The sequence below is a fragment of the Ruegeria sp. MALMAid1280 genome, from assembly GCF_049195285.1.
Lineage (GTDB): Bacteria > Pseudomonadota > Alphaproteobacteria > Rhodobacterales > Rhodobacteraceae > Ruegeria.
In genome coordinates this window covers 1,080,574-1,097,862 of the sequence record NZ_JBMIRT010000059.1, presented here as the reverse complement: position 1 = coordinate 1,097,862, position 17,289 = coordinate 1,080,574, and the positions used below count along the sequence as shown (strand labels likewise).

At 58.9% G+C, this 17,289-nt stretch carries 18 protein-coding genes and 1 tRNA gene; 11 read left to right on the top strand and 8 right to left on the bottom strand.

Translation table 11 applies throughout. The features are described 5' to 3' along the window. Positions 1-13 precede the first annotated feature (13 nt). From sufC to ACOQFT_RS22325, 6 genes are all read left to right on the top strand, one after another. Complete coding sequence (gene sufC / locus ACOQFT_RS22350) at positions 14-769, top strand: Fe-S cluster assembly ATPase SufC (protein ID WP_170671512.1); 756 nt, start codon at positions 14-16, stop codon at positions 767-769. Continuing rightward, on the top strand, positions 769-2,052 hold the full coding sequence (gene sufD, locus ACOQFT_RS22345; protein WP_421600020.1) for a Fe-S cluster assembly protein SufD: 1,284 nt from the start codon (positions 769-771) through the stop codon (positions 2,050-2,052). Before sufC ends, sufD begins: the two co-directional genes overlap by 1 nt. After that, positions 2,052-2,537 carry a YIP1 family protein gene (locus tag ACOQFT_RS22340; RefSeq protein ID WP_421600019.1) on the top strand — a complete coding sequence of 162 codons (486 nt, stop codon included), beginning with the start codon at positions 2,052-2,054 and terminating at the stop codon, positions 2,535-2,537. The genes sufD and ACOQFT_RS22340 overlap by 1 nt, the downstream gene beginning before the upstream one ends. After that, positions 2,534-3,100, top strand: coding sequence for a YIP1 family protein (locus ACOQFT_RS22335; RefSeq protein WP_421600018.1), 567 nt, complete (start codon positions 2,534-2,536; stop codon positions 3,098-3,100). Before ACOQFT_RS22340 ends, ACOQFT_RS22335 begins: the two co-directional genes overlap by 4 nt. A gap of 13 nt (positions 3,101-3,113) precedes the next feature. Beyond that, the gene (locus ACOQFT_RS22330) at positions 3,114-4,334 is read left to right on the top strand and encodes a cysteine desulfurase (protein ID WP_421600017.1); all 1,221 of its coding nucleotides are present in this window, start codon (positions 3,114-3,116) and stop codon (positions 4,332-4,334) included. 66 nt (positions 4,335-4,400) lie between these two features. After that, positions 4,401-4,477, top strand: a tRNA-Arg gene (locus ACOQFT_RS22325). A 131-nt stretch (positions 4,478-4,608) separates the two neighbouring features. Here ACOQFT_RS22325 and ACOQFT_RS22320 read toward each other — a convergent pair. Then, positions 4,609-5,178 (bottom strand): YcbK family protein, encoded by a 570-nt coding sequence (locus ACOQFT_RS22320; RefSeq protein WP_421600016.1) that lies wholly within the window; start codon positions 5,176-5,178, stop codon positions 4,609-4,611. 354 nt (positions 5,179-5,532) lie between these two features. Between ACOQFT_RS22320 and ACOQFT_RS22315 the strand changes: the two genes are divergently transcribed. The 4 genes from ACOQFT_RS22315 to ACOQFT_RS22300 are packed head-to-tail and all read left to right on the top strand — an operon-like array spanning position 5,533 to position 9,772. Further along, complete coding sequence (locus ACOQFT_RS22315; RefSeq protein ID WP_421600015.1) at positions 5,533-7,137, top strand: L,D-transpeptidase family protein; 1,605 nt, start codon at positions 5,533-5,535, stop codon at positions 7,135-7,137. A 35-nt stretch (positions 7,138-7,172) separates the two neighbouring features. Then, a complete protein-coding gene (lpxD, locus tag ACOQFT_RS22310; RefSeq protein ID WP_421600014.1) occupies positions 7,173-8,264 on the top strand; it encodes a UDP-3-O-(3-hydroxymyristoyl)glucosamine N-acyltransferase in 1,092 nt (363 codons plus the stop codon). Positions 8,265-8,296: 32 nt separating this feature from the next. Further along, complete coding sequence (locus ACOQFT_RS22305; protein ID WP_170324939.1) at positions 8,297-8,554, top strand: acyl carrier protein; 258 nt, start codon at positions 8,297-8,299, stop codon at positions 8,552-8,554. Between the two features lie 9 nt (positions 8,555-8,563). Continuing rightward, positions 8,564-9,772, top strand: coding sequence for a beta-ketoacyl-[acyl-carrier-protein] synthase family protein (locus ACOQFT_RS22300; protein WP_421600013.1), 1,209 nt, complete (start codon positions 8,564-8,566; stop codon positions 9,770-9,772). Between the two features lie 60 nt (positions 9,773-9,832). Here ACOQFT_RS22300 and ACOQFT_RS22295 read toward each other — a convergent pair whose 3' ends face one another. Then, positions 9,833-10,441: an invasion associated locus B family protein gene (locus ACOQFT_RS22295; RefSeq protein WP_421600012.1), complete on the bottom strand. Its 609-nt coding sequence runs from the start codon at positions 10,439-10,441 to the stop codon at positions 9,833-9,835. A gap of 426 nt (positions 10,442-10,867) precedes the next feature. On the opposite strand from ACOQFT_RS22295, the gene ACOQFT_RS22290 reads away from it, so the two are divergent. After that, the gene (locus tag ACOQFT_RS22290) at positions 10,868-12,409 is read left to right on the top strand and encodes a helicase HerA-like domain-containing protein (protein ID WP_421600011.1); all 1,542 of its coding nucleotides are present in this window, start codon (positions 10,868-10,870) and stop codon (positions 12,407-12,409) included. Positions 12,410-12,454: 45 nt separating this feature from the next. Here the strand turns inward: ACOQFT_RS22290 and ACOQFT_RS22285 are convergent, their stop codons facing one another. The 6 genes from ACOQFT_RS22285 to ACOQFT_RS22260 form a co-directional block, all read right to left on the bottom strand. After that, the gene (locus ACOQFT_RS22285) at positions 12,455-12,706 is read right to left on the bottom strand and encodes a hypothetical protein (protein WP_421600010.1); all 252 of its coding nucleotides are present in this window, start codon (positions 12,704-12,706) and stop codon (positions 12,455-12,457) included. 187 nt (positions 12,707-12,893) lie between these two features. Beyond that, positions 12,894-14,207 carry a branched-chain amino acid ABC transporter permease gene (locus ACOQFT_RS22280; protein ID WP_421600009.1) on the bottom strand — a complete coding sequence of 438 codons (1,314 nt, stop codon included), beginning with the start codon at positions 14,205-14,207 and terminating at the stop codon, positions 12,894-12,896. Beyond that, positions 14,204-15,214, bottom strand: a complete 1,011-nt coding sequence (locus tag ACOQFT_RS22275; RefSeq protein ID WP_421600008.1) for a branched-chain amino acid ABC transporter permease — start codon at positions 15,212-15,214, stop codon at positions 14,204-14,206. The genes ACOQFT_RS22280 and ACOQFT_RS22275 overlap by 4 nt, the downstream gene beginning before the upstream one ends. Then, positions 15,214-15,579, bottom strand: coding sequence for a hypothetical protein (locus tag ACOQFT_RS22270; protein WP_421600007.1), 366 nt, complete (start codon positions 15,577-15,579; stop codon positions 15,214-15,216). The genes ACOQFT_RS22275 and ACOQFT_RS22270 overlap by 1 nt, the downstream gene beginning before the upstream one ends. After that, entirely contained in the window at positions 15,580-16,410 is an 831-nt protein-coding gene (locus tag ACOQFT_RS22265; RefSeq protein WP_421600006.1) for an ABC transporter ATP-binding protein, read from the bottom strand. Further along, positions 16,407-17,195 (bottom strand): ABC transporter ATP-binding protein, encoded by a 789-nt coding sequence (locus ACOQFT_RS22260; RefSeq protein WP_421600005.1) that lies wholly within the window; start codon positions 17,193-17,195, stop codon positions 16,407-16,409. The genes ACOQFT_RS22265 and ACOQFT_RS22260 overlap by 4 nt, the downstream gene beginning before the upstream one ends. Positions 17,196-17,289 lie beyond the last annotated feature (94 nt).

The window sequence follows — 17,289 nt, the reverse complement described above, 5'->3', positions numbered from 1 at the left end:
AAAAGGAAAAAACATGCTGGAAATCAAGAACCTGCACGTACAACTTGAAGAAGAAGACAAGCAGATCCTGAAAGGTGTGGACCTGACAGTCGAGGCTGGCAAGGTGCACGCGATCATGGGGCCGAACGGCTCTGGCAAGTCGACGCTCAGCTATGTGCTTTCGGGCCGTGATGGCTATGAGGTCACCGAAGGTTCGGCCACTCTGGACGGCGAAGACCTGCTGGAGATGGAGCCGGAAGAGCGCGCCGCTGCGGGTGTGTTTCTGGCGTTCCAATACCCGGTCGAAATTCCGGGCGTCGGCAACATGACCTTCCTGCGGACCGCCGTGAACGCGCAACGCAAGGCCCGCGGTCAAGAGGAACTGTCCGCCGCCGAGTTCCTGAAAGTGGTGCGCGAAAAAGCCAAATCGCTGAAAATCGACGCGGACATGCTCAAGCGTCCGGTCAATGTAGGTTTCTCGGGCGGTGAGAAGAAGCGCAACGAAATCCTGCAGATGGCGATGCTTGAACCGAAGATGTGCATCCTGGACGAGACCGACTCGGGCCTCGACGTGGATGCGATGAAGTTGGTGTCCGAAGGCGTCAACGCGCTGCGCGACGAGGGTCGTGGGTTCCTGGTGATCACCCACTATCAGCGCCTGCTGGACCACATCAAACCCGACGTCGTCCACATCATGGCGGATGGTCGTATCGTGAAATCCGGCGGCCCCGAACTGGCGCTGGAAGTTGAACATAACGGTTACGCCGACATTCTGGCCGAGGTGAACTGATGGCTTTGCCGCAAGCAAAACAAACCGCAACCGAGGAACGGCTGGCGGCCATGACGTTGCCCGAGATGTGCGGATGCACCCGCGCTGCGCGCGACGATGCCTTGGCTCGTGTGCGTGAGATGGGTCTTCCCAGTCGCCGTGACGAATACTGGAAATACACACGTCCCGACACGCTGATTTCTCCGGAAGCGCCGCATGCCGCGTTGTTCTACTCGGATGAGGCGACGTTGTTCGGTGAAATCGACCGATTGAAAATCGTCTTCATAGACGGCGTGTTCAGCGCAGAAGAATCGGATGATCTTGAGCTGGAAGGCGTCAACATTGATCGGATCGAGGATATCTGCAGCAAAGATATTCACTGGGCCAAGGAACTGTACGGCGTTCTTGAGGCACGTGGACAATCGCCGGTGCAACGGCCTCTGGCAGCGCTGAACACGGCCTATGCAGAAGATGGCGTCGCGATTCACGTCACCGGCAAACCGTCAAAGCCGATCAGCCTGATCTATCGCCATGCGTCGGAAACGTCGGATGCCATGCTGCATCACATTGTCCGTGTCGAAAGCGGGGCCGAGGTGACGATTCTGGAAAACGGCCCGGCGGCGTCTCGGTTCAACAAGTGTATGGAGATCGACATCGCCGACAATGGTACGCTGCATCACGTGCGTGCGCAGGGTCGCGATCACGAACGCCGGGCGATGACGCATATGTTCACCCGTCTGGGCAGGGAATCGACCTACAAATCGTTCACCCTGACCGCAAATGGCGTTCTGACCCGCAATGAACAGGTCGTCGAACTGACCGGTGACGATGCGGTGGCCCATGTGGCCGGTGCCTGCGTTGGCGATGGGGATTTCCATCACGACGATACCGTCTTTATCACCCACGACGCGGTGAATTGTGAAAGCCGTCAGGTGTTCAAGAAGGTTCTGCGCAACGGCGCGACCGGCGTCTTCCAGGGCAAGATTCTTGTGAAGGAAGGCGCACAGAAAACCGATGGCTATCAGATCAGCCAGTCGCTGTTGCTGGACGATGACAGCCAGTTCCTCGCCAAACCCGAGCTTGAGATCTATGCCGATGACGTCGCGTGCTCGCACGGGTCGACCTCGGGCGCGATTGACGAGACGGCCCTGTTTTACCTTCGCTCGCGCGGAGTTCCGGTCAAGGATGCCACCAACATGCTGACGCTGGCCTTTCTGGCCGAGGCGGTGGACGAGATCGAAGATAGTGAACTGGCCGATGCGATCGTGACCCGTTTGGAAGGCTGGCTGGCGCGGCGCAGCTGATGCCTGTCACATCGGATATCGTGGCCACGTACCGGGGGCCAGGGCGCGTGGTGCGTCGGATTCTGGACTTGGGTGAACGTGAGGACAGGGCGCTGATCTTTGTCATGGGGTTCTGCGTGGTGGCTTTTATCGCACAACTTCCCAGCCTTGCCCGGCGGGCGCATTTGGAAGGGCTTGAGCTGAACATGCTGATGGGCGGGGCCTTGCTGGGCACCGTCATCATCCTGCCGCTGTTTTTCTACGCGCTGGCTTTTGTGTCCTATGGCGCGGCCCGTTTGGTTGGGGGGCGCGGAACGGCTTACGGTGCCCGTCTTGCATTGTTCTGGGCGCTGTTATCCTCAACGCCTCTGGTGCTGTTGAACGGTCTGGTCGCCGGGTTCATTGGGCCCGGCCCGGCATTGACCTTTGTCGGCCTGGCTTGGTTCGGGGTTTTTATCTGGTTCTGGCTGGCTGGTCTCAGACAAGCTCAAGGACGGCCGGAATGAGCGTGACGTCTCTTACCAACCTCGCGGTCCTGACGGTGAACAACCCGGCGCAGACCGCGCGTCTTCTGCTGGCTATGCGTCCCGGGCGCGAGGCTTTATGTCTGGGGTTTTCTCTGGCCATGGTGCTAAGCTGCCTGCTTCAGGTGGGGATGGCGCAAGCGCTGCCAATCCCACCCGACCAACCCGTTCCTGTGACCGAGCCGATTCTGCTGATCCTTGCCCGCTCGGCCGGGGCCATGATGCTGAGCATTTTGGCGTTTTTGATGTTTGGCCGTCTGCTTGGCGGTGTCGGGTCCTTTGACGATATCTTCCTGCTGACCGTCTGGTTGCAATACCTGCAGATCGGCGGGTTGGTGTTGTCGCTGCTGTCTTTGCTGGTGCTGCCGCTGCTGATCGTGATGGTTACGCTCGCGATGGCGGTGTTGAGCCTTTACGTCACGCTCCATTTCCTGAATGAAGCGCATAAATTCGGATCGCTCTGGAAATCCTTCGGGGTCATTTTGCTGTCTGCCCTTGTGGCGGTACCCTTTGTCCTCGCGTTAACGCCCAGCGGCCCGGTATAGGGATAACAAGACCATGTATGACGTAGAAAAAATCCGCGCAGACTTTCCGATCCTGTCGCGCGACGTGAACGGCAAGCCGCTGACCTATCTGGACAACGGGGCCTCGGCGCAAAAGCCTCAGGTTGTCATCGATGCGGTGACGCGGGCCTATGCCGAGGAATACTCGAACGTTCATCGCGGTCTGCATTTCCTGTCAAATCTGGCGACCGAGAAATACGAGGCCGTCCGCGGTACCATCGCCCGCTTTCTGGGCGCAGCGGATGAGGATGAGATCGTCCTGAACTCGGGCACGACCGAGGGGATCAATCTGGTTGCTTACGGCTGGGCGATGCCACGCCTGCAGGCAGGGGATGAGATCGTCCTCAGCGTCATGGAGCATCACGCCAACATCGTACCCTGGCATTTCCTGCGCGAACGTCAGGGCGTTGTCCTGAAATGGGTCGACGTGGATGCCGAAGGCGGTCTGGACCCGCAGGCGGTGATCGACGCGATTGGCCCAAAGACCAGGCTGGTCGCCGTGACCCAATGTTCCAACGTTCTGGGCACCGTGGTTGACGTCAAAGCCATCACCCAAGGTGCCCATGCCAAGGGTGTTCCCGTGCTGGTCGATGGCAGCCAGGGCGCTGTGCATATGCCGGTCAACGTGCAGGATATCGGCTGCGATTTCTACGCCATCACCGGGCACAAGCTGTATGGTCCGTCCGGCTCGGGTGCGATTTATATCAAGTCCGAACGTATGGCCGAGATGCGCCCCTTTATCGGTGGCGGCGACATGATCAAAGAGGTCAGCAAGGATCAGGTGATCTACAATGACCCGCCGATGAAGTTCGAGGCCGGAACCCCCGGTATCGTTCAGACCATCGGCTTGGGCGTGGCGCTGGAATACATGATGGATCTGGGGATGGAGAACATCGCCGCGCATGAAGCTGGGATTCGCGACTATACCATGCAGCGCCTGACCGGTCTGAACTGGGTGCAGGTTCAGGGCACCCGTGCGGACAAAGCTGCGATCTTCAGCTTTACGCTGGATGGGGCAGGGCACGCGCATGACGTGTCGACGATTCTGGACAAGAAAGGCGTCGCCGTGCGTGCAGGCCACCATTGCGCCGGACCGTTGATGGATTTCTACGGTGTGACCGCAACCTGCCGCGCCAGCTTTGGGCTGTACAACACTCAGGATGAGGTCGACACGCTGATTGACGCGCTGGAACTGGCGCATGATCTCTTTGCCTGAAACCTAACCGATCCGGGCAGATTTGCAGTTGCACCCGGATCGGAACAAGGTTAGCTAACGGCCAAGGCACCTGTAGCTCAGCTGGATAGAGCGCTGCCCTCCGAAGGCAGAGGCCAGAGGTTCGAATCCTCTCAGGTGCGCCATATTCCCATTTTTTAGGTTCTGCGCAGCGCCTGCCTTGAAGGCAGTTTTCGGCGATTCTCGCCATTTCCGGTGTCCTAAAAAACAAAGAGCGCCCAAGGGCGCTCGTCGTTTCGAAACTATGCCGGGGTATTTAGCCGCCCCAGCTGCGGACTTCACCGCAATCCATGTGCACGAAATTCGAGCGGGAGTATTTGCCCACGCCACCCGCGCGGCAGGACATGGCAGCCCTGGCCATCTGCGAGACCGAACGCGACGACAAGCGCAAGTCGGCGGCCTGGCCTTTCATATGCAGCGAGTTCTTGGCAACCCGGCGCGACCGCGACCGCAGCATCGCGTTGGTTTGCGGCGAGCGATAGCCCGAAAGCAGCATGTACGGTTCGTTCACATCCAGAAGATTGTGCGAGGCCGCCATGATGTCGATTGTGCGCAGGTCCATGTCCTTGACCTGATCGGTCCGCCAGTCGCGCATGAATTGGTTGATCTCTTTTACGGCGTCCTTGATGTACTTGCCATCGACCCAATAGATCATGTCTATACGCTCGCCGGTGCGACCGGAATACATGCGGATGCGACGGATGTCGCCACCACCGCGAAGAAACCCTGCTGCATTGGAATAAGTCGGTGCTGCCACAACTGCCGTAGCCGCGAATGCGCCCAGAAGGGCACGCCGGGTCAAGCCCGATGTACTGCTCATCGTCATTTCAGTTTCGTCCCGTACTGTTCCTGCCTGCACACGATGTTACGCGCGCGTTCTTAATTTTTTCCCATCCCAGATGCGGGATTTATGACACAGTCGCGAAAAACAGCCAAGAAGTCTTTCAAAATCACCTTTTCAAGGGGGAATTTTCGGCAGTTTTTTGCGCAGGTGGCACAATTATGTATAATCCAGAGGCATTTGGCAGCGCAATTCCGCCGGGCGATGCAAACACGCATCACGCCCTGAGAGATGCGCCGCGATGATACATTTGTGAATAGACAAGCTGCCCGGGGCGCAATCATAGTTGATCGGCACGCATCCCAGCGGCGCAAAATAAAGAATAATCAAGGCCATCCCATGTTCTCAGGTTTTCGGACGCGTACTAGTTTCATTTTAACGGCATGTTTTCTGGCTTCAGCATCGATCGCAGGCGCAGAAACCCGACCGGCAACGGCTTATCAGATGGCTGTGGCAGAATTTGCCCCCTCGGGGTCAGGGATTGCGGAATTCTATCGTGAAAACGGATTCGCACCGGTTTGGGTGGGGGAAACACCTGAACACATGACGCGGCGGGCGCGGTTGATGCGAGCCTTGTCGGGCACCGACATGCATGGACTGCCGCAGGGCTCTTTCAGCGCTCAGGCGCTTTTGGATCAGATGCAGAACGCCCGCACGACACGCGATCTTGGCGCGGTCGAAATCCAGTTGACCCTCGCTTTTGTAGAATACGCCCGGAACCTGCAATCGGGCGCACTGCGGCCTTCTGCGATCGACGATGGCCTGGTGCGCAAGGTCGAACGAACCCCAGCCAAAGAACACCTTCAGGCTCTGATCGCGGCGGAGAACGGCAGCTATTTCGATCAGCTCGCCCCGCAATCGACTCAATACCGGGCGTTGATGAAACAGAAACTCGTACTGGAGAACCTCGTCAACCAGGGGGGCTGGGGGCCTACGGTTCCGGTGTCCAAACTGGAATACGGTGACACGGGACCGAATGTAATAAAGCTGCGCAACCGTTTGGTTTCAATGGGTTATATGCGACCGACGGCCAGCCCGGAATTCGATGACGCCCTGTTGGGCGCGGTGCAGGCGTTCCAGACCGATCACGGCCTTGCGGCCGACGGCGTTGCCGGTCAGGGCACGATCACCGAGCTTAACCGCAGCGCCTCGGATCGACTCAAGGCCGTCTATGTCGCACTTGAGCGCGAACGCTGGTTGCCGCGTGAACGGGGCGGGCGCCATATTCTGGTCAATCAAACCGATTTCTCGGCCAAGATCGTGGATGACGGTTCGATTACTTTTGAGACCCGCGCCGTGATCGGCAAGAACACCCATGACCGCCGCAGCCCCGAATTCTCGGATGAGATGGAGCATATGGTCATCAACCCCAGCTGGTATGTTCCGCGCTCGATCATCACCAAGGAATACCTGCCCAAGCTCAAGTCCAATCCGCACGCGGTCGGGCACATCCAGATTACCGACCGCAGCGGCCGTCAGGTCAATCGCGGTGCGGTGGATTTCACCCAGTTCAATGCGCGCAACTTTCCGTTTGCGATGCGTCAGGCGCCCGGAACAAGCAATGCTCTGGGGTTGGTGAAGTTCATGTTCCCCAACAAGTACAACATCTATCTGCATGATACGCCTCAGAAAAGTCTGTTCGCGCGTGAGGTGCGGGCGTTCTCGCATGGCTGTATCCGTTTGGCGCAACCGTTTGAGTTCGCCTATGCGCTGCTGGCCAAACAGGAAGAGAATCCAAAGGCGTTTTTCCACCGGGTGCTGAACACCGGCAAGGAAACCACAGTGCGGCTTGAGGAACACGTTCCGGTCCATATCATCTATCGTACAGCCTTTATCGGACCAAAGGGCAAGGTCCAGTATCGTCGGGATGTCTATGAGCGCGACCGGAAAATCTGGGAGGCTCTGCAGAAGGCAGGGGTGGCCCTGCCGGACGTTCAGGGGTAATCAGCGGGTCAGGTCCTTAAACCGGGAAGCCCGACATGCACTACACGATCCAGCAAATCGCTGACGCCCTTGGGGCGGAAAGCCAGGGTGACACCAGCCTGATTATCGAACGCGCCGCCGAACCGGCGGATGCTGGGGCGTCCGATCTGGCGATGGCGATGTCTCCGAAATATGCCGAGGCGCTGAGCGGCGGGGCCGCGCAGGCTGCTGTCTTGTGGGAAGGGGCCGACTGGCAGGCGTTGGGTTTGGAAGCCGCGATTTTTGTGCCCCGGCCGCGTATGGCGATGGCTGGCGTGACTGCAATGCTGGATCGCGGGCAGGGGGTTGAGCCGGGGATTCACCCCTCGGCCGTGATCGACCCGACGGCTGAAATCGGCGAAGGTGCCTCGATCGGACCGCTTGCCGTCATCGGCGCACGGGTGAAGATCGGCAAGGGTGCGGTGATTGGGCCTCATTGTGTGATTGGGATGGATGCCGTTCTGGGCGACCTAGCGATGCTGCGCGAGATGGTCAGCATCGGGGCGCGGGCGCAGATCGGGGACCGTTTCATTGCCCAACCCGGCGCGCGGATTGGCGGTGACGGGTTCAGCTTTGTCACCCCCGAAGTCTCCGGCGCCGAAAATGCACGCAAGACGATGGGTGATCAGGGCGACGCACGGGCGCAAAGCTGGCTACGCATTCACTCTCTGGGCGCGGTCGAGGTTGGTGATGACGTCGAGGTTGGCGCCAATTGCACCGTCGACAACGGCACGATCCGGAATACCCGTATCGGCAACGGCTCAAAGTTGGATAACCTTGTGCATGTCGGCCACAACACCCGCGTGGGGCAGGATTGTCTGCTGTGCGGTCAAACCGGAGTGTCCGGTTCGGTCGAGATTGGTAACAACGTGGTTCTGGGCGGCCAGACCGGTGTCGTCGACAACATCTTTATCGGTGACGGCGTGATAGCGGGGGGCGGCACTAAGATTCTGTCAAATGTTCCTGCGGGCCGCGTGATCATGGGCTATCCGGGCATCAAGATGGACACCCACACCAACATCTACAAAGCACAACGTCGTCTGCCGCGGATTGCCCGTGACGTCGAGGCGTTGAAAAAGGCTGTTTTCAAACAGCCTCCGAGCGATTAAGTCATCCGCAACGGGATAATCAGAGGACCGACATGAGCATCACCGACCGCGTCATCGCAATCATTGCTGAGCAGGCCGTGCTGGAGCCTTCGGACGTCACACCCGAAAGCACGCTTGAGGATCTGGGAATCGACAGTCTGGGTCTGGTCGAGAGCATCTTTGCCATCGAAGAAGAGTTCGACATCTCGGTCCCGTTCAACGCCAACGAACCCGAGGCCAGCGATTTCGATATCTCGAACGTGGCAGCCATCATTGCCGGTATCGAAAAGCTCGTGTCGGAAAAGGTCTGACAAAGCTCCATGAAACGCGTTGTCATTTCCGGCGCCGGGACGATCAACTCGCTGGGCCATTCCGTGTCCGATACGCTTGAAGCCATGCGCGAAGGGCGTTGTGGCATTTCAGAACTTGAGTTCCGCGACGTCGAACGGCTTTCCATCAAGATCGGCGGTCAGGTCCGTGGGTTCGAGGCCGAAGGGCGTTTCAATCGCCAGCAGATGAGCCTGTATGACCGGTTCACTCAATTCACCCTTACGGCCGCGAAAGAGGCGATCGATCAGTCCGGGATCAAATTCAATGGTGAGCTTGCCGCCCGGTCCGGTGTTGTTCTGGGCACCGCTGGAGGTGGCGTTTCGACCTGGGATGACAATTACCGGTCGGTCTACGAAGACGGCAAGAATCGGGTTCACCCGTTTGTCGTGCCGAAGCTGATGAACAATGCCGCGGCTAGCCACGTGTCGATGGAGCACAACCTCAAAGGCCCGAGCTTTACCGTCTCGACGGCCTGTGCGTCGTCAAACCACGCGATGGCGCTGGCGTTCCAGATGGTGCGCAGCGGGGCGGCCCCTGCGATGATCACCGGCGGGTCGGAATCGATGCTGTGTTTTGGTGGTGTGAAGGCCTGGGAGGGGCTTCGGGTTATGTCCCGGGACGCCTGCCGCCCGTTCAGCGCCAACCGCAACGGCATGGTTCAAGGCGAAGGTGCCGGTATCTTTGTCTTTGAGGAATATGAACACGCCCGCGCTCGGGGTGCCGATATCCTGTGCGAGATCGTAGGATTTGCCATGTCCTCGGACGCGTCAGATATCGTGATGCCCAGCAAACAGGGCGCGGCACGGGCGATGGCGGGTGCTTTGGCGGATGCGCGTCTGAATGCGGATCAAGTCAGCTATATCAACGCGCATGGCACCGGCACGGCCGCGAATGACAAAACCGAATGCGCGGCGGTTGCGGATGTGTTCGGCCCGCACGCGGATGATCTGATGATCTCATCCACGAAATCCATGCATGGTCACCTGATCGGTGGAACCGGCGCGGTCGAGCTGCTGGCCTGTATCATGGCATTGCGCGATGGCGTTATCGCTCCGACCATCGGCTACGAAGAGCCCGACCCGGAATGCGCGCTGGACGTGGTGCCCAATACCGCCCGCGAAGCAAAGGTCGAGGTGGCGCTGAGCAATGCGTTTGCCTTTGGTGGGCTCAACGCGGTACTTGCATTGAAGAGGGCATAAGGCTGGAGCAAAGCAATAGAAACGCCGCCGTTCTGTTACGGCGGCGTTTTTTGTCTTGGCTTAGTTCTGGTTCGCGTTCAGCCCGTCAAACCCGGACGTGAAGCCCGATAGGGACATTTCCAGTTCCACCAGTTGATTGGGCGCATGGACCGAAACCATGGACAGCTTTGCCTTGCTGCCAGCTTTCATCGCATCCACGTCGCCTTGAGTGAAACCCAGTTGGGCGATACAGCCGACCGGGGTGCAGGTTTGATAGTCATAGCGTTTGCCCGGTGCCCCATCGATCGAGAAGGCCAGCTGTGCCTGCAATAGAATTTCCAGGGGCACGATAACAGTTGCGCCTGCAACGGCCGTGGTGCCCTCGGCAAGCTTTTCAATGGTGATTTCCGCGATGGGCTGACGCTGCGGACCCAGCAGAATCTGTCGCAACGCGCAGGGGTCATTGTCCGTGTCTGTGTTGATGCAGGTGACGGACCAGTCTCCGGCCTTTTCCTTGACGTATTGTTCGCCAACACGAGGACCGCTTTCACCGAGGTCCAGTTCGGTGCCCGCACCTGTCTGCGGCGTTTCGGCTGCGGGTTGGCTTTCCTGCGTCGTTTCCTGCGCGTAGACGCCCCCGCAGCACAGCACGGCGGCCATTACGTTGAAAGAGAGAAGTTTCTTGATCATGAATGCCTCGGCAGAGTGATTGAGCTTTTTGGGCGTCTTACCACCCTTGGATCATGGTGTCAGGCTCTAAGCTGTGTAAACGGTCGGATATGATCGGTTTTTCGCCATTCCGCGGCATTTCCGGTCAATGAAAAAGGGAGCCGGTGGAGCGGCTCCCTTTCACGAAATGTTCTCCCCGTCGGACTGGCCGACTTAGTTATGGGCAGACGTTACGAAAGGCGGGCGCAGCGGTCAACTGCAAACCTAAAAAATTAATGGCAGATCCAGTTTTCCGTAAAAAAACCGCGCCCGAAGGCGCGGTCAGTCGACAGGGAGGAAGTTTGCCGCCTTGCACCATTCGCGACGAAGGCAGCGAATTGACTATCGCAGTCAAAGGTTAACTTTGTATGCTGGGGGCAGATCGGTGGAAATTAAGGCCTTACATACATGGAAAAAAACATCTTTCTGGGCGGTGCAGGTGACGATTACAGCCTGCCTCAATCCCTGACGTTGAAATATGCCAACCGGCACGGGTTGATCGCCGGTGCGACGGGCACAGGCAAAACCGTAACGCTGCAAATTCTGGCCGAGGGGTTTTCCGCAGCGGGCGTTCCGGTGTTCCTTTCTGACGTCAAAGGGGATCTGTCCGGTCTGGCCAAGGCGGGAAGCGAAACCCATAAGTTGCATCAGGCGTTTCAGGATCGCGCCTCGCGCATCGGGTTTCTGGATTACGCCTATGCCGCGTGTCCGGTGACGTTCTGGGATTTGTTCGGTCAGCAAGGCCACCCGGTGCGCACGACCGTGACCGAGATGGGCCCGCTGCTGCTGTCGCGCCTCATGGACCTGAGCGAGGCGCAGGAAGGCATCCTGAACATCGCGTTCCGCGTGGCGGATGAAGAGGGAATGCCGCTGTTGGATCTCAAGGACCTGCAGGCCCTGCTGGTATGGATTGGTGAGAACCGGGCGAAATTGTCCCTGCGTTACGGCAATGTCTCAACCGCCTCGATCGGGGCCATTCAGCGCCGCTTGCTGGTGTTGGAAAACCAGGGTGGCACCAACCTGTTCGGCGAACCCGCGCTGGAGCTTGCCGATCTGATGCGCACGGATGAGAACGGGCAGGGGATGGTGAATATTCTGGCCTCGGACAAGCTGATGGGCTCTCCGCGCCTTTATGCGACCTTCCTACTTTGGCTGCTAAGCGAGCTGTTCGAAGAACTGCCCGAGGTCGGCGATCCGGACAAACCCAAGCTGGTCTTCTTTTTTGACGAGGCGCATCTGCTGTTCGAAGACGCGCCCAAGGTTCTGGTCGACAAGGTTGAACAAGTCGCGCGGCTGATCCGGTCCAAGGGGGTTGGGGTCTATTTCATCTCGCAGAATCCGGCGGACATCCCCGAGGATATTCTGGGGCAGCTTGGAAACCGTGTGCAGCACGCGTTGCGTGCGTTCACCGCCAGAGATCGCAAGAACCTGCGCCTGGCCGCCGAAACCTATCGGGAAAACCCGGCCTTCGACACCGAGGCTGCAATCCGCGAAGTCGGCGTGGGCGAGGCGGTGACCTCGATGCTGCAGAAAAAGGGGGTGCCGGGGATTGTTGAACGGACCCTGATCCGCCCACCCGGATCGCAGCTAGGGCCAATCACCGAGGCCGAGCGTCAGGCAGTTCTGGCGGCCTCTCCCATGCAGTCCAAATACGGCACGCTGAAGGATCGCAGGTCGGCGTTCGAAATCCTTCAGGGCCGCGCGGATGAGGCTGCCAAAGCTGCAGCAAAAGCGGAAGAGGAGGAAGAGACCCAGACAGTAGCAGAACGCGAATTCGCCACGGCCCGCCGATATTCCGGTGGCCGTGTGGGGCGGTCATCCTCCCGAGTGACGCGGAAAAAGGATACATTTGCCACCGCCATGAGCGAGGCTGTCATCAAGGAACTCAAAGGGACAACCGGGCGCCGTATCGTCCGCGGTATTCTGGGCGGGTTGTTTAGAGGCCGATAAGCACATGGCGCCGCGCGGTGAGTCTGCCGCCCGGCGCCGATCCCGTTACTTCAGGCGGCGCTGGCCTTCTTGTCGGCAATAGGCGTCCGCCTCGGGTACAGACATCTTGGTGGCCGGGTAATCAATGGCGCGATCCCAGGTGACCCGGTCATGACGGTACAGCTGACAGGTCACCACGCCCTTCGGAGTTTGAACCTTGACCGGCTCAGTCTCCAGATCTTCGGGTGACGGGATACATGCAGCCAGGCTGGCGACAACTGGTAGCATGAGGATTTTTGGAAAAATGGAAGTTTTCATTCGTCGTCTTCTTACTCTTGAGAGGTGGCCTGTAGTTTCAGCCTCGATTGACTAATTTAACGTGAAGGCGATCCGGCGCAGGCCCGGAACGTGCTCAACGATGATTTCGTCTATTCATGTTCGGTTCATGAATCAAGAAACCGCGCCGATTATGCGGCACGGTTTCGAATTTTCCCACTGGTGCGATCTATTTCTCGGGAATCAGGCCTCTTGGGCTGAATCTGAGAACAATCAGCAGGATCAGCCCCATGGTCAGCAGGCGCATATGCGCGGCGCTTTCGATCAGATGGGCCTTGAGCGCACTGCCATCGGGCAGACCCAATGTGATCAGGTTCATAAGCCACAGGCCAATTGGTTCGACCTGAACCCAAAGGAACCAGATGACGAAGGCGCCCAGAACCGCTCCGAAATTGTTGCCCGAACCGCCGACGATCACCATAACCCAGACAAGGAAGGTAAAACGCAGCGGCTGATACGCACTGGGGGTCAGCTGACCGTCCAGAGTGGTCATCATCGCCCCTGCGATGCCGCAGATGGCCGAGCCCAGAACGAATATCTGCAAATGGCGGCGGGTGACGTCCTTCCCCATCGCCTCGGCTGCGACCTCATTGTCACGAATGGCGCGCATCATACGGCCCCACGGGCTGTTCAGTGCTCTCTGCGCCATCCACAGCAACAGCAACAGCACGATCAGAAACAGCAATGAATAGCCCAGCTTGACCGAAAGGGTCGAGGCCGTGACCGGGTCCAGCCCCAGCCAATCGGCGCGGGCTACAAAGCCGGGATCGTTCTGCAGATCGACCTCATAGCCAACAACCGGTGCCGGGCGCGGGATGCCGTAGACGTTCTTGACGCCCCGGGCCAGCCAGTCCTCGTTCTTCAGGACCGCGATGATGATCTCGGCAATACCCAGCGTTGCGATCGCCAGATAGTCCGAGCGTAAACCCAGAGCGGTCTTACCGATCAGCCAGGCGGCACCCGCAGCCAGCAGACCTCCGGCGGGCCAGGCCAGTAGCACCGGCAGGTTCAGGCCGCCGAGGTTGCCTGCGACCGCAGGTTCAATTGCCTCGACCGCCGCGGTGTTGGGATCAAGCACGGCGCGGTAGATAAAGAACCCCGCTATCAGAATGGCGATGATCGACAGCGTTCGCACCCGGCCTTTCGGCATTTTCTGCGCCACCAGAACGGTGGCCACGACCGTCGCGGCCCCCAGCAGCAAGGCCAGAACGATACCGTACCCGCCAGCCGACCATGCTCCGGGCGTGGTCGGGGTCGAAACCAGCACAACCGCCAGCCCGCCCAGCGCGACAAAGCCCATGACGCCGACGTTGAACAGCCCGGCAAAGCCCCATTGCAGGTTTACCCCCAACGCCATGACGGCCGAGATCAGCCCCATGTTCAGGATCAGGATCGCGGCGTTCCAGCTTTGCGTGAACCCGGTCAGCAGGATCAGGCCGCCGACCACGGCGAAAAGCAGCGTGTTTTTGACGGGCTCGGTCATACCGCTTTCCCCTTAAACAGACCCGTAGGTTTGAACAGCAGCACGATCAGCAGGATGACAAAGCTGACCGCAAATTTGTAGTCGGTGGACAGGAATTGCACCAATCCCGATGGCTCCAGGCTTTCCGGTGCCAGATAGGTCAGCACCTTTTTCCAGGCATAGGTGATCGTCACCTCGGAAAAGGCGATGATAAAGCCGCCCGCGATGGCGCCCAGAGGGCTGCCGAGACCGCCCACGATGGCCGAGGCAAAGATCGGCAGCAGAAGCTGAAAATAGACGAAAGGCTTGAAGCTTTTGTCCAGCCCGTACAGCACGCCCGCCGTGGTCGCCAAAGCGGCGACAATGATCCATGTGATCATCACCACGCGTTCGGGGTTGATCCCCGACAACAGCGCCAGATCCTCGTTATCCGAATAGGCGCGCATCGACTTGCCGGTGCGGGTCTTGTTCAGGAACCAGAACAGCAGCGCCACGGCGACAACGGCCACAATCACGGTAATGCCCTGTGAGGTCTTGATCGCCAGCCCCTCACGCAGCCCGGTCATCTCGCGGAAATCCCGCGCCGAAACGATGAACCTTGCGCCGTCCGAGAACCTTTGGTCATCCGGCCCGATGATGAACCTTACGAGGCCGTTCATGATGAACATTACACCCATCGAAACGATCACAAGAATGACCGGCTTGGCCTTTTGTTCGCGGTAAAAGCGATAGACAAGTCGGTCGGTGATCAGCACCAGAACGATACAGCCCAGAATGGCAAAGGGCAGGGCCAGCAGGGCGGTCGGCAGCGGCCCGAAACTGACCCCGGCGGCTTGCAGCCCCCACGTGGCCAGAACGGCGATCATCGCGCCAAAGGCCATCGTGTCGCCATGGGCAAAGTTCGAGAACCGCAGGATGCCATAGATCAGCGTCACCCCCAACGCACCCAGCGCCAATTGGCTGCCATAGGCGATTGCGGGAACAAGAACGAAGTTGGAGAGCGCCACAAGGGCGTTGAGGAAGTCCATTACACGCCCTCTTGTTGAATTTCGCAGGCGCCCTTCGATGCGTACATCGAGTTTTGCGCGAATACGGCCTGTGAGTGAACCGAGACAAACGCGTCGCCGCCGCCTGTTGGGACTGTTACCATCCAAGATCCATGGATCTCGCCCGACGAAAAGAACACCCAAGAGATCTGTGGCAACGAATGTGTTTGCACGATAGCAGGCCACGGCATGTGTTGCGGGCTCCCTGGCGTCCAAAACTCTACTATTGGAACGTCGTCCTGCATACGAAACTTCAAATTTACAGTTTCACCTTCAAGCTTGTTTTCACAAGGCTCGAAAGCAGGGCAGAGCATCGGAAAAATGCAGGAGATCAGATGTATAGCCATTTACCCCCCCAGGAAACTCTTGCGCACTTCGGGATCGGCCAGCAGTTCCTTGCCCGTGCCGGTATAGGCATTCCGCCCCTGAACCAGCACATATCCCTTATCCGCGATCTCAAGCGCCTGACGGGCGTTCTGTTCGACCATCAGGATCGGCAGGCCGGTGCGTGAGACCTCGATGATCCGGTCGAACAGCTCATCCATCACGATGGGGGAAACACCGGCGGTCGGCTCGTCCAGCATCAGCACTTTGGGCTGGGTCATCAGCGCCCGGCCCACGGCAACCTGTTGGCGTTGTCCGCCCGACAGCTCTCCGGCCGCCTGATTGCGCTTGTCGCGCAGGATGGGGAACAGGTCATAGACCTGCTCCATCGTCTGGCTGATGTCGTCGCGGCGGATAAAGGCGCCCATCTCAAGGTTCTCTTCCACCGTCATCGAGGTGAAGATATTCGAGGTCTGCGGCACAAAGCCCATCCCCCTGATCACCCGGTCCTGCGGCGAGAGTTTGGTGATATCCTCGCCATCCAGCCGCACCGCCCCGGCACGGACGTCCAGCATTCCAAACACGGCCTTCATCGCAGTCGATTTACCCGCGCCGTTGGGGCCGACGATCACTGCAATTTCACCCTTGTCGACGGCGATGGTGCAATCATGGAGGATGTCCGGCCCTTTGCCATAGCCGCCGGTCATCGTGTCGCCGATCAGAAAAGGACCACCTTCGACACGGTGCGTTTCGCCGCTTTTCCGATGCGCTGGCGTCATGGTGCCGACACCATGCGGATTGGTGATCGAGGCGTCCTTGTTGCCCTTGTCGTCCTGGTAGGGGTTGTCGCTCATGCGCCCGCCTCCAGCTTGTCTTTGTTCTTCAGGCCGGTGCCCAGATAGGCCTCGATCACATGCTCATTGGCCTTGATCTCGTCCAGAGTGCCCTCGGCCAGAACCTTGCCCTCGGCCATGCAGATGACCGGGTCGCAAATCTTGCCGATGAAATCCATGTCGTGCTCGATGACCACGAAAGTATAGCCGCGTTCCTTGTTCAGGCGCAGGATTGTGTCGGCGATGGTCATCAGCAGGGTGCGGTTCACACCCGCGCCGACCTCGTCCAGAAACACGATCTTGGCGTCGACCATCATGGTGCGGCCCAGCTCCAGCAGTTTCTTTTGCCCGCCCGAGACTTGACCCGCCTTGTGATCGGCCAGATGTTCGATGGTCAGGAACTCAAGCACCTCGTCGGCCTTGGCGCGCAGGGCGCGTTCCTCATCAGCGATGCGCTTGCGGCCGAACCAGGTATTCCACAGCGATTCACCAGATTGGGCACCGGGCACCATCATCAGGTTCTCGCGGCAGGTCATCGAGGAAAACTCATGCGCGATCTGGAACGTGCGCAGCAAGCCCTTGTGAAACAACTCATGTGGGGGCAATCCGGTGATGTCCTCACCATCCATGAACACCTTGCCGCTGGTCGGAGGCAGAACGCCCGCGATCACGTTGAACAGCGTGGTTTTGCCTGCACCGTTTGGTCCGATAAGGCCGGTGATCGAACCCTTTCCAATCTTTAACGAAGCGCCATCCACCGCGTGGAAGCCGCTAAAATGCTTGTGCACGTCCTCAACGACGATCATGGATTTCCCTTGCCTTAACCCCGAAACCAGAGGTGCAGCCTTTTGTCATCGAAACAGCCCGGGCACAAGGCCCGAGCTGCTTGTTTTTAAGACG

Excerpts from the sequence above, each read along its gene's own strand:
- ACOQFT_RS22280 (WP_421600009.1), bottom strand. The coding sequence starts at position 14,207 with ATGACCGAGCCCGTCAAAAACACGCTGCTTTTCGCCGTGGTCGGCGGC.
- ACOQFT_RS22265 (WP_421600006.1), bottom strand. The coding sequence starts at position 16,410 with ATGAGCGACAACCCCTACCAGGACGACAAGGGCAACAAGGACGCCTCG.
- ACOQFT_RS22275 (WP_421600008.1), bottom strand. The coding sequence starts at position 15,214 with ATGGACTTCCTCAACGCCCTTGTGGCGCTCTCCAACTTCGTTCTTGTT.
- ACOQFT_RS22315 (WP_421600015.1), top strand. The coding sequence starts at position 5,533 with ATGTTCTCAGGTTTTCGGACGCGTACTAGTTTCATTTTAACGGCATGT.
- ACOQFT_RS22285 (WP_421600010.1), bottom strand. The coding sequence starts at position 12,706 with ATGAAAACTTCCATTTTTCCAAAAATCCTCATGCTACCAGTTGTCGCC.
- ACOQFT_RS22290 (WP_421600011.1), top strand. The coding sequence starts at position 10,868 with ATGGAAAAAAACATCTTTCTGGGCGGTGCAGGTGACGATTACAGCCTG.
- ACOQFT_RS22260 (WP_421600005.1), bottom strand. The coding sequence starts at position 17,195 with ATGATCGTCGTTGAGGACGTGCACAAGCATTTTAGCGGCTTCCACGCG.
- ACOQFT_RS22320 (WP_421600016.1), bottom strand. The coding sequence starts at position 5,178 with ATGACGATGAGCAGTACATCGGGCTTGACCCGGCGTGCCCTTCTGGGC.
- lpxD (WP_421600014.1), top strand. The coding sequence starts at position 7,173 with ATGCACTACACGATCCAGCAAATCGCTGACGCCCTTGGGGCGGAAAGC.
- ACOQFT_RS22340 (WP_421600019.1), top strand. The coding sequence starts at position 2,052 with ATGCCTGTCACATCGGATATCGTGGCCACGTACCGGGGGCCAGGGCGC.
- ACOQFT_RS22335 (WP_421600018.1), top strand. The coding sequence starts at position 2,534 with ATGAGCGTGACGTCTCTTACCAACCTCGCGGTCCTGACGGTGAACAAC.
- ACOQFT_RS22300 (WP_421600013.1), top strand. The coding sequence starts at position 8,564 with ATGAAACGCGTTGTCATTTCCGGCGCCGGGACGATCAACTCGCTGGGC.
- sufD (WP_421600020.1), top strand. The coding sequence starts at position 769 with ATGGCTTTGCCGCAAGCAAAACAAACCGCAACCGAGGAACGGCTGGCG.
- ACOQFT_RS22330 (WP_421600017.1), top strand. The coding sequence starts at position 3,114 with ATGTATGACGTAGAAAAAATCCGCGCAGACTTTCCGATCCTGTCGCGC.
- sufC (WP_170671512.1), top strand. The coding sequence starts at position 14 with ATGCTGGAAATCAAGAACCTGCACGTACAACTTGAAGAAGAAGACAAG.
- ACOQFT_RS22270 (WP_421600007.1), bottom strand. The coding sequence starts at position 15,579 with ATGGCTATACATCTGATCTCCTGCATTTTTCCGATGCTCTGCCCTGCT.
- ACOQFT_RS22295 (WP_421600012.1), bottom strand. The coding sequence starts at position 10,441 with ATGATCAAGAAACTTCTCTCTTTCAACGTAATGGCCGCCGTGCTGTGC.
- ACOQFT_RS22305 (WP_170324939.1), top strand. The coding sequence starts at position 8,297 with ATGAGCATCACCGACCGCGTCATCGCAATCATTGCTGAGCAGGCCGTG.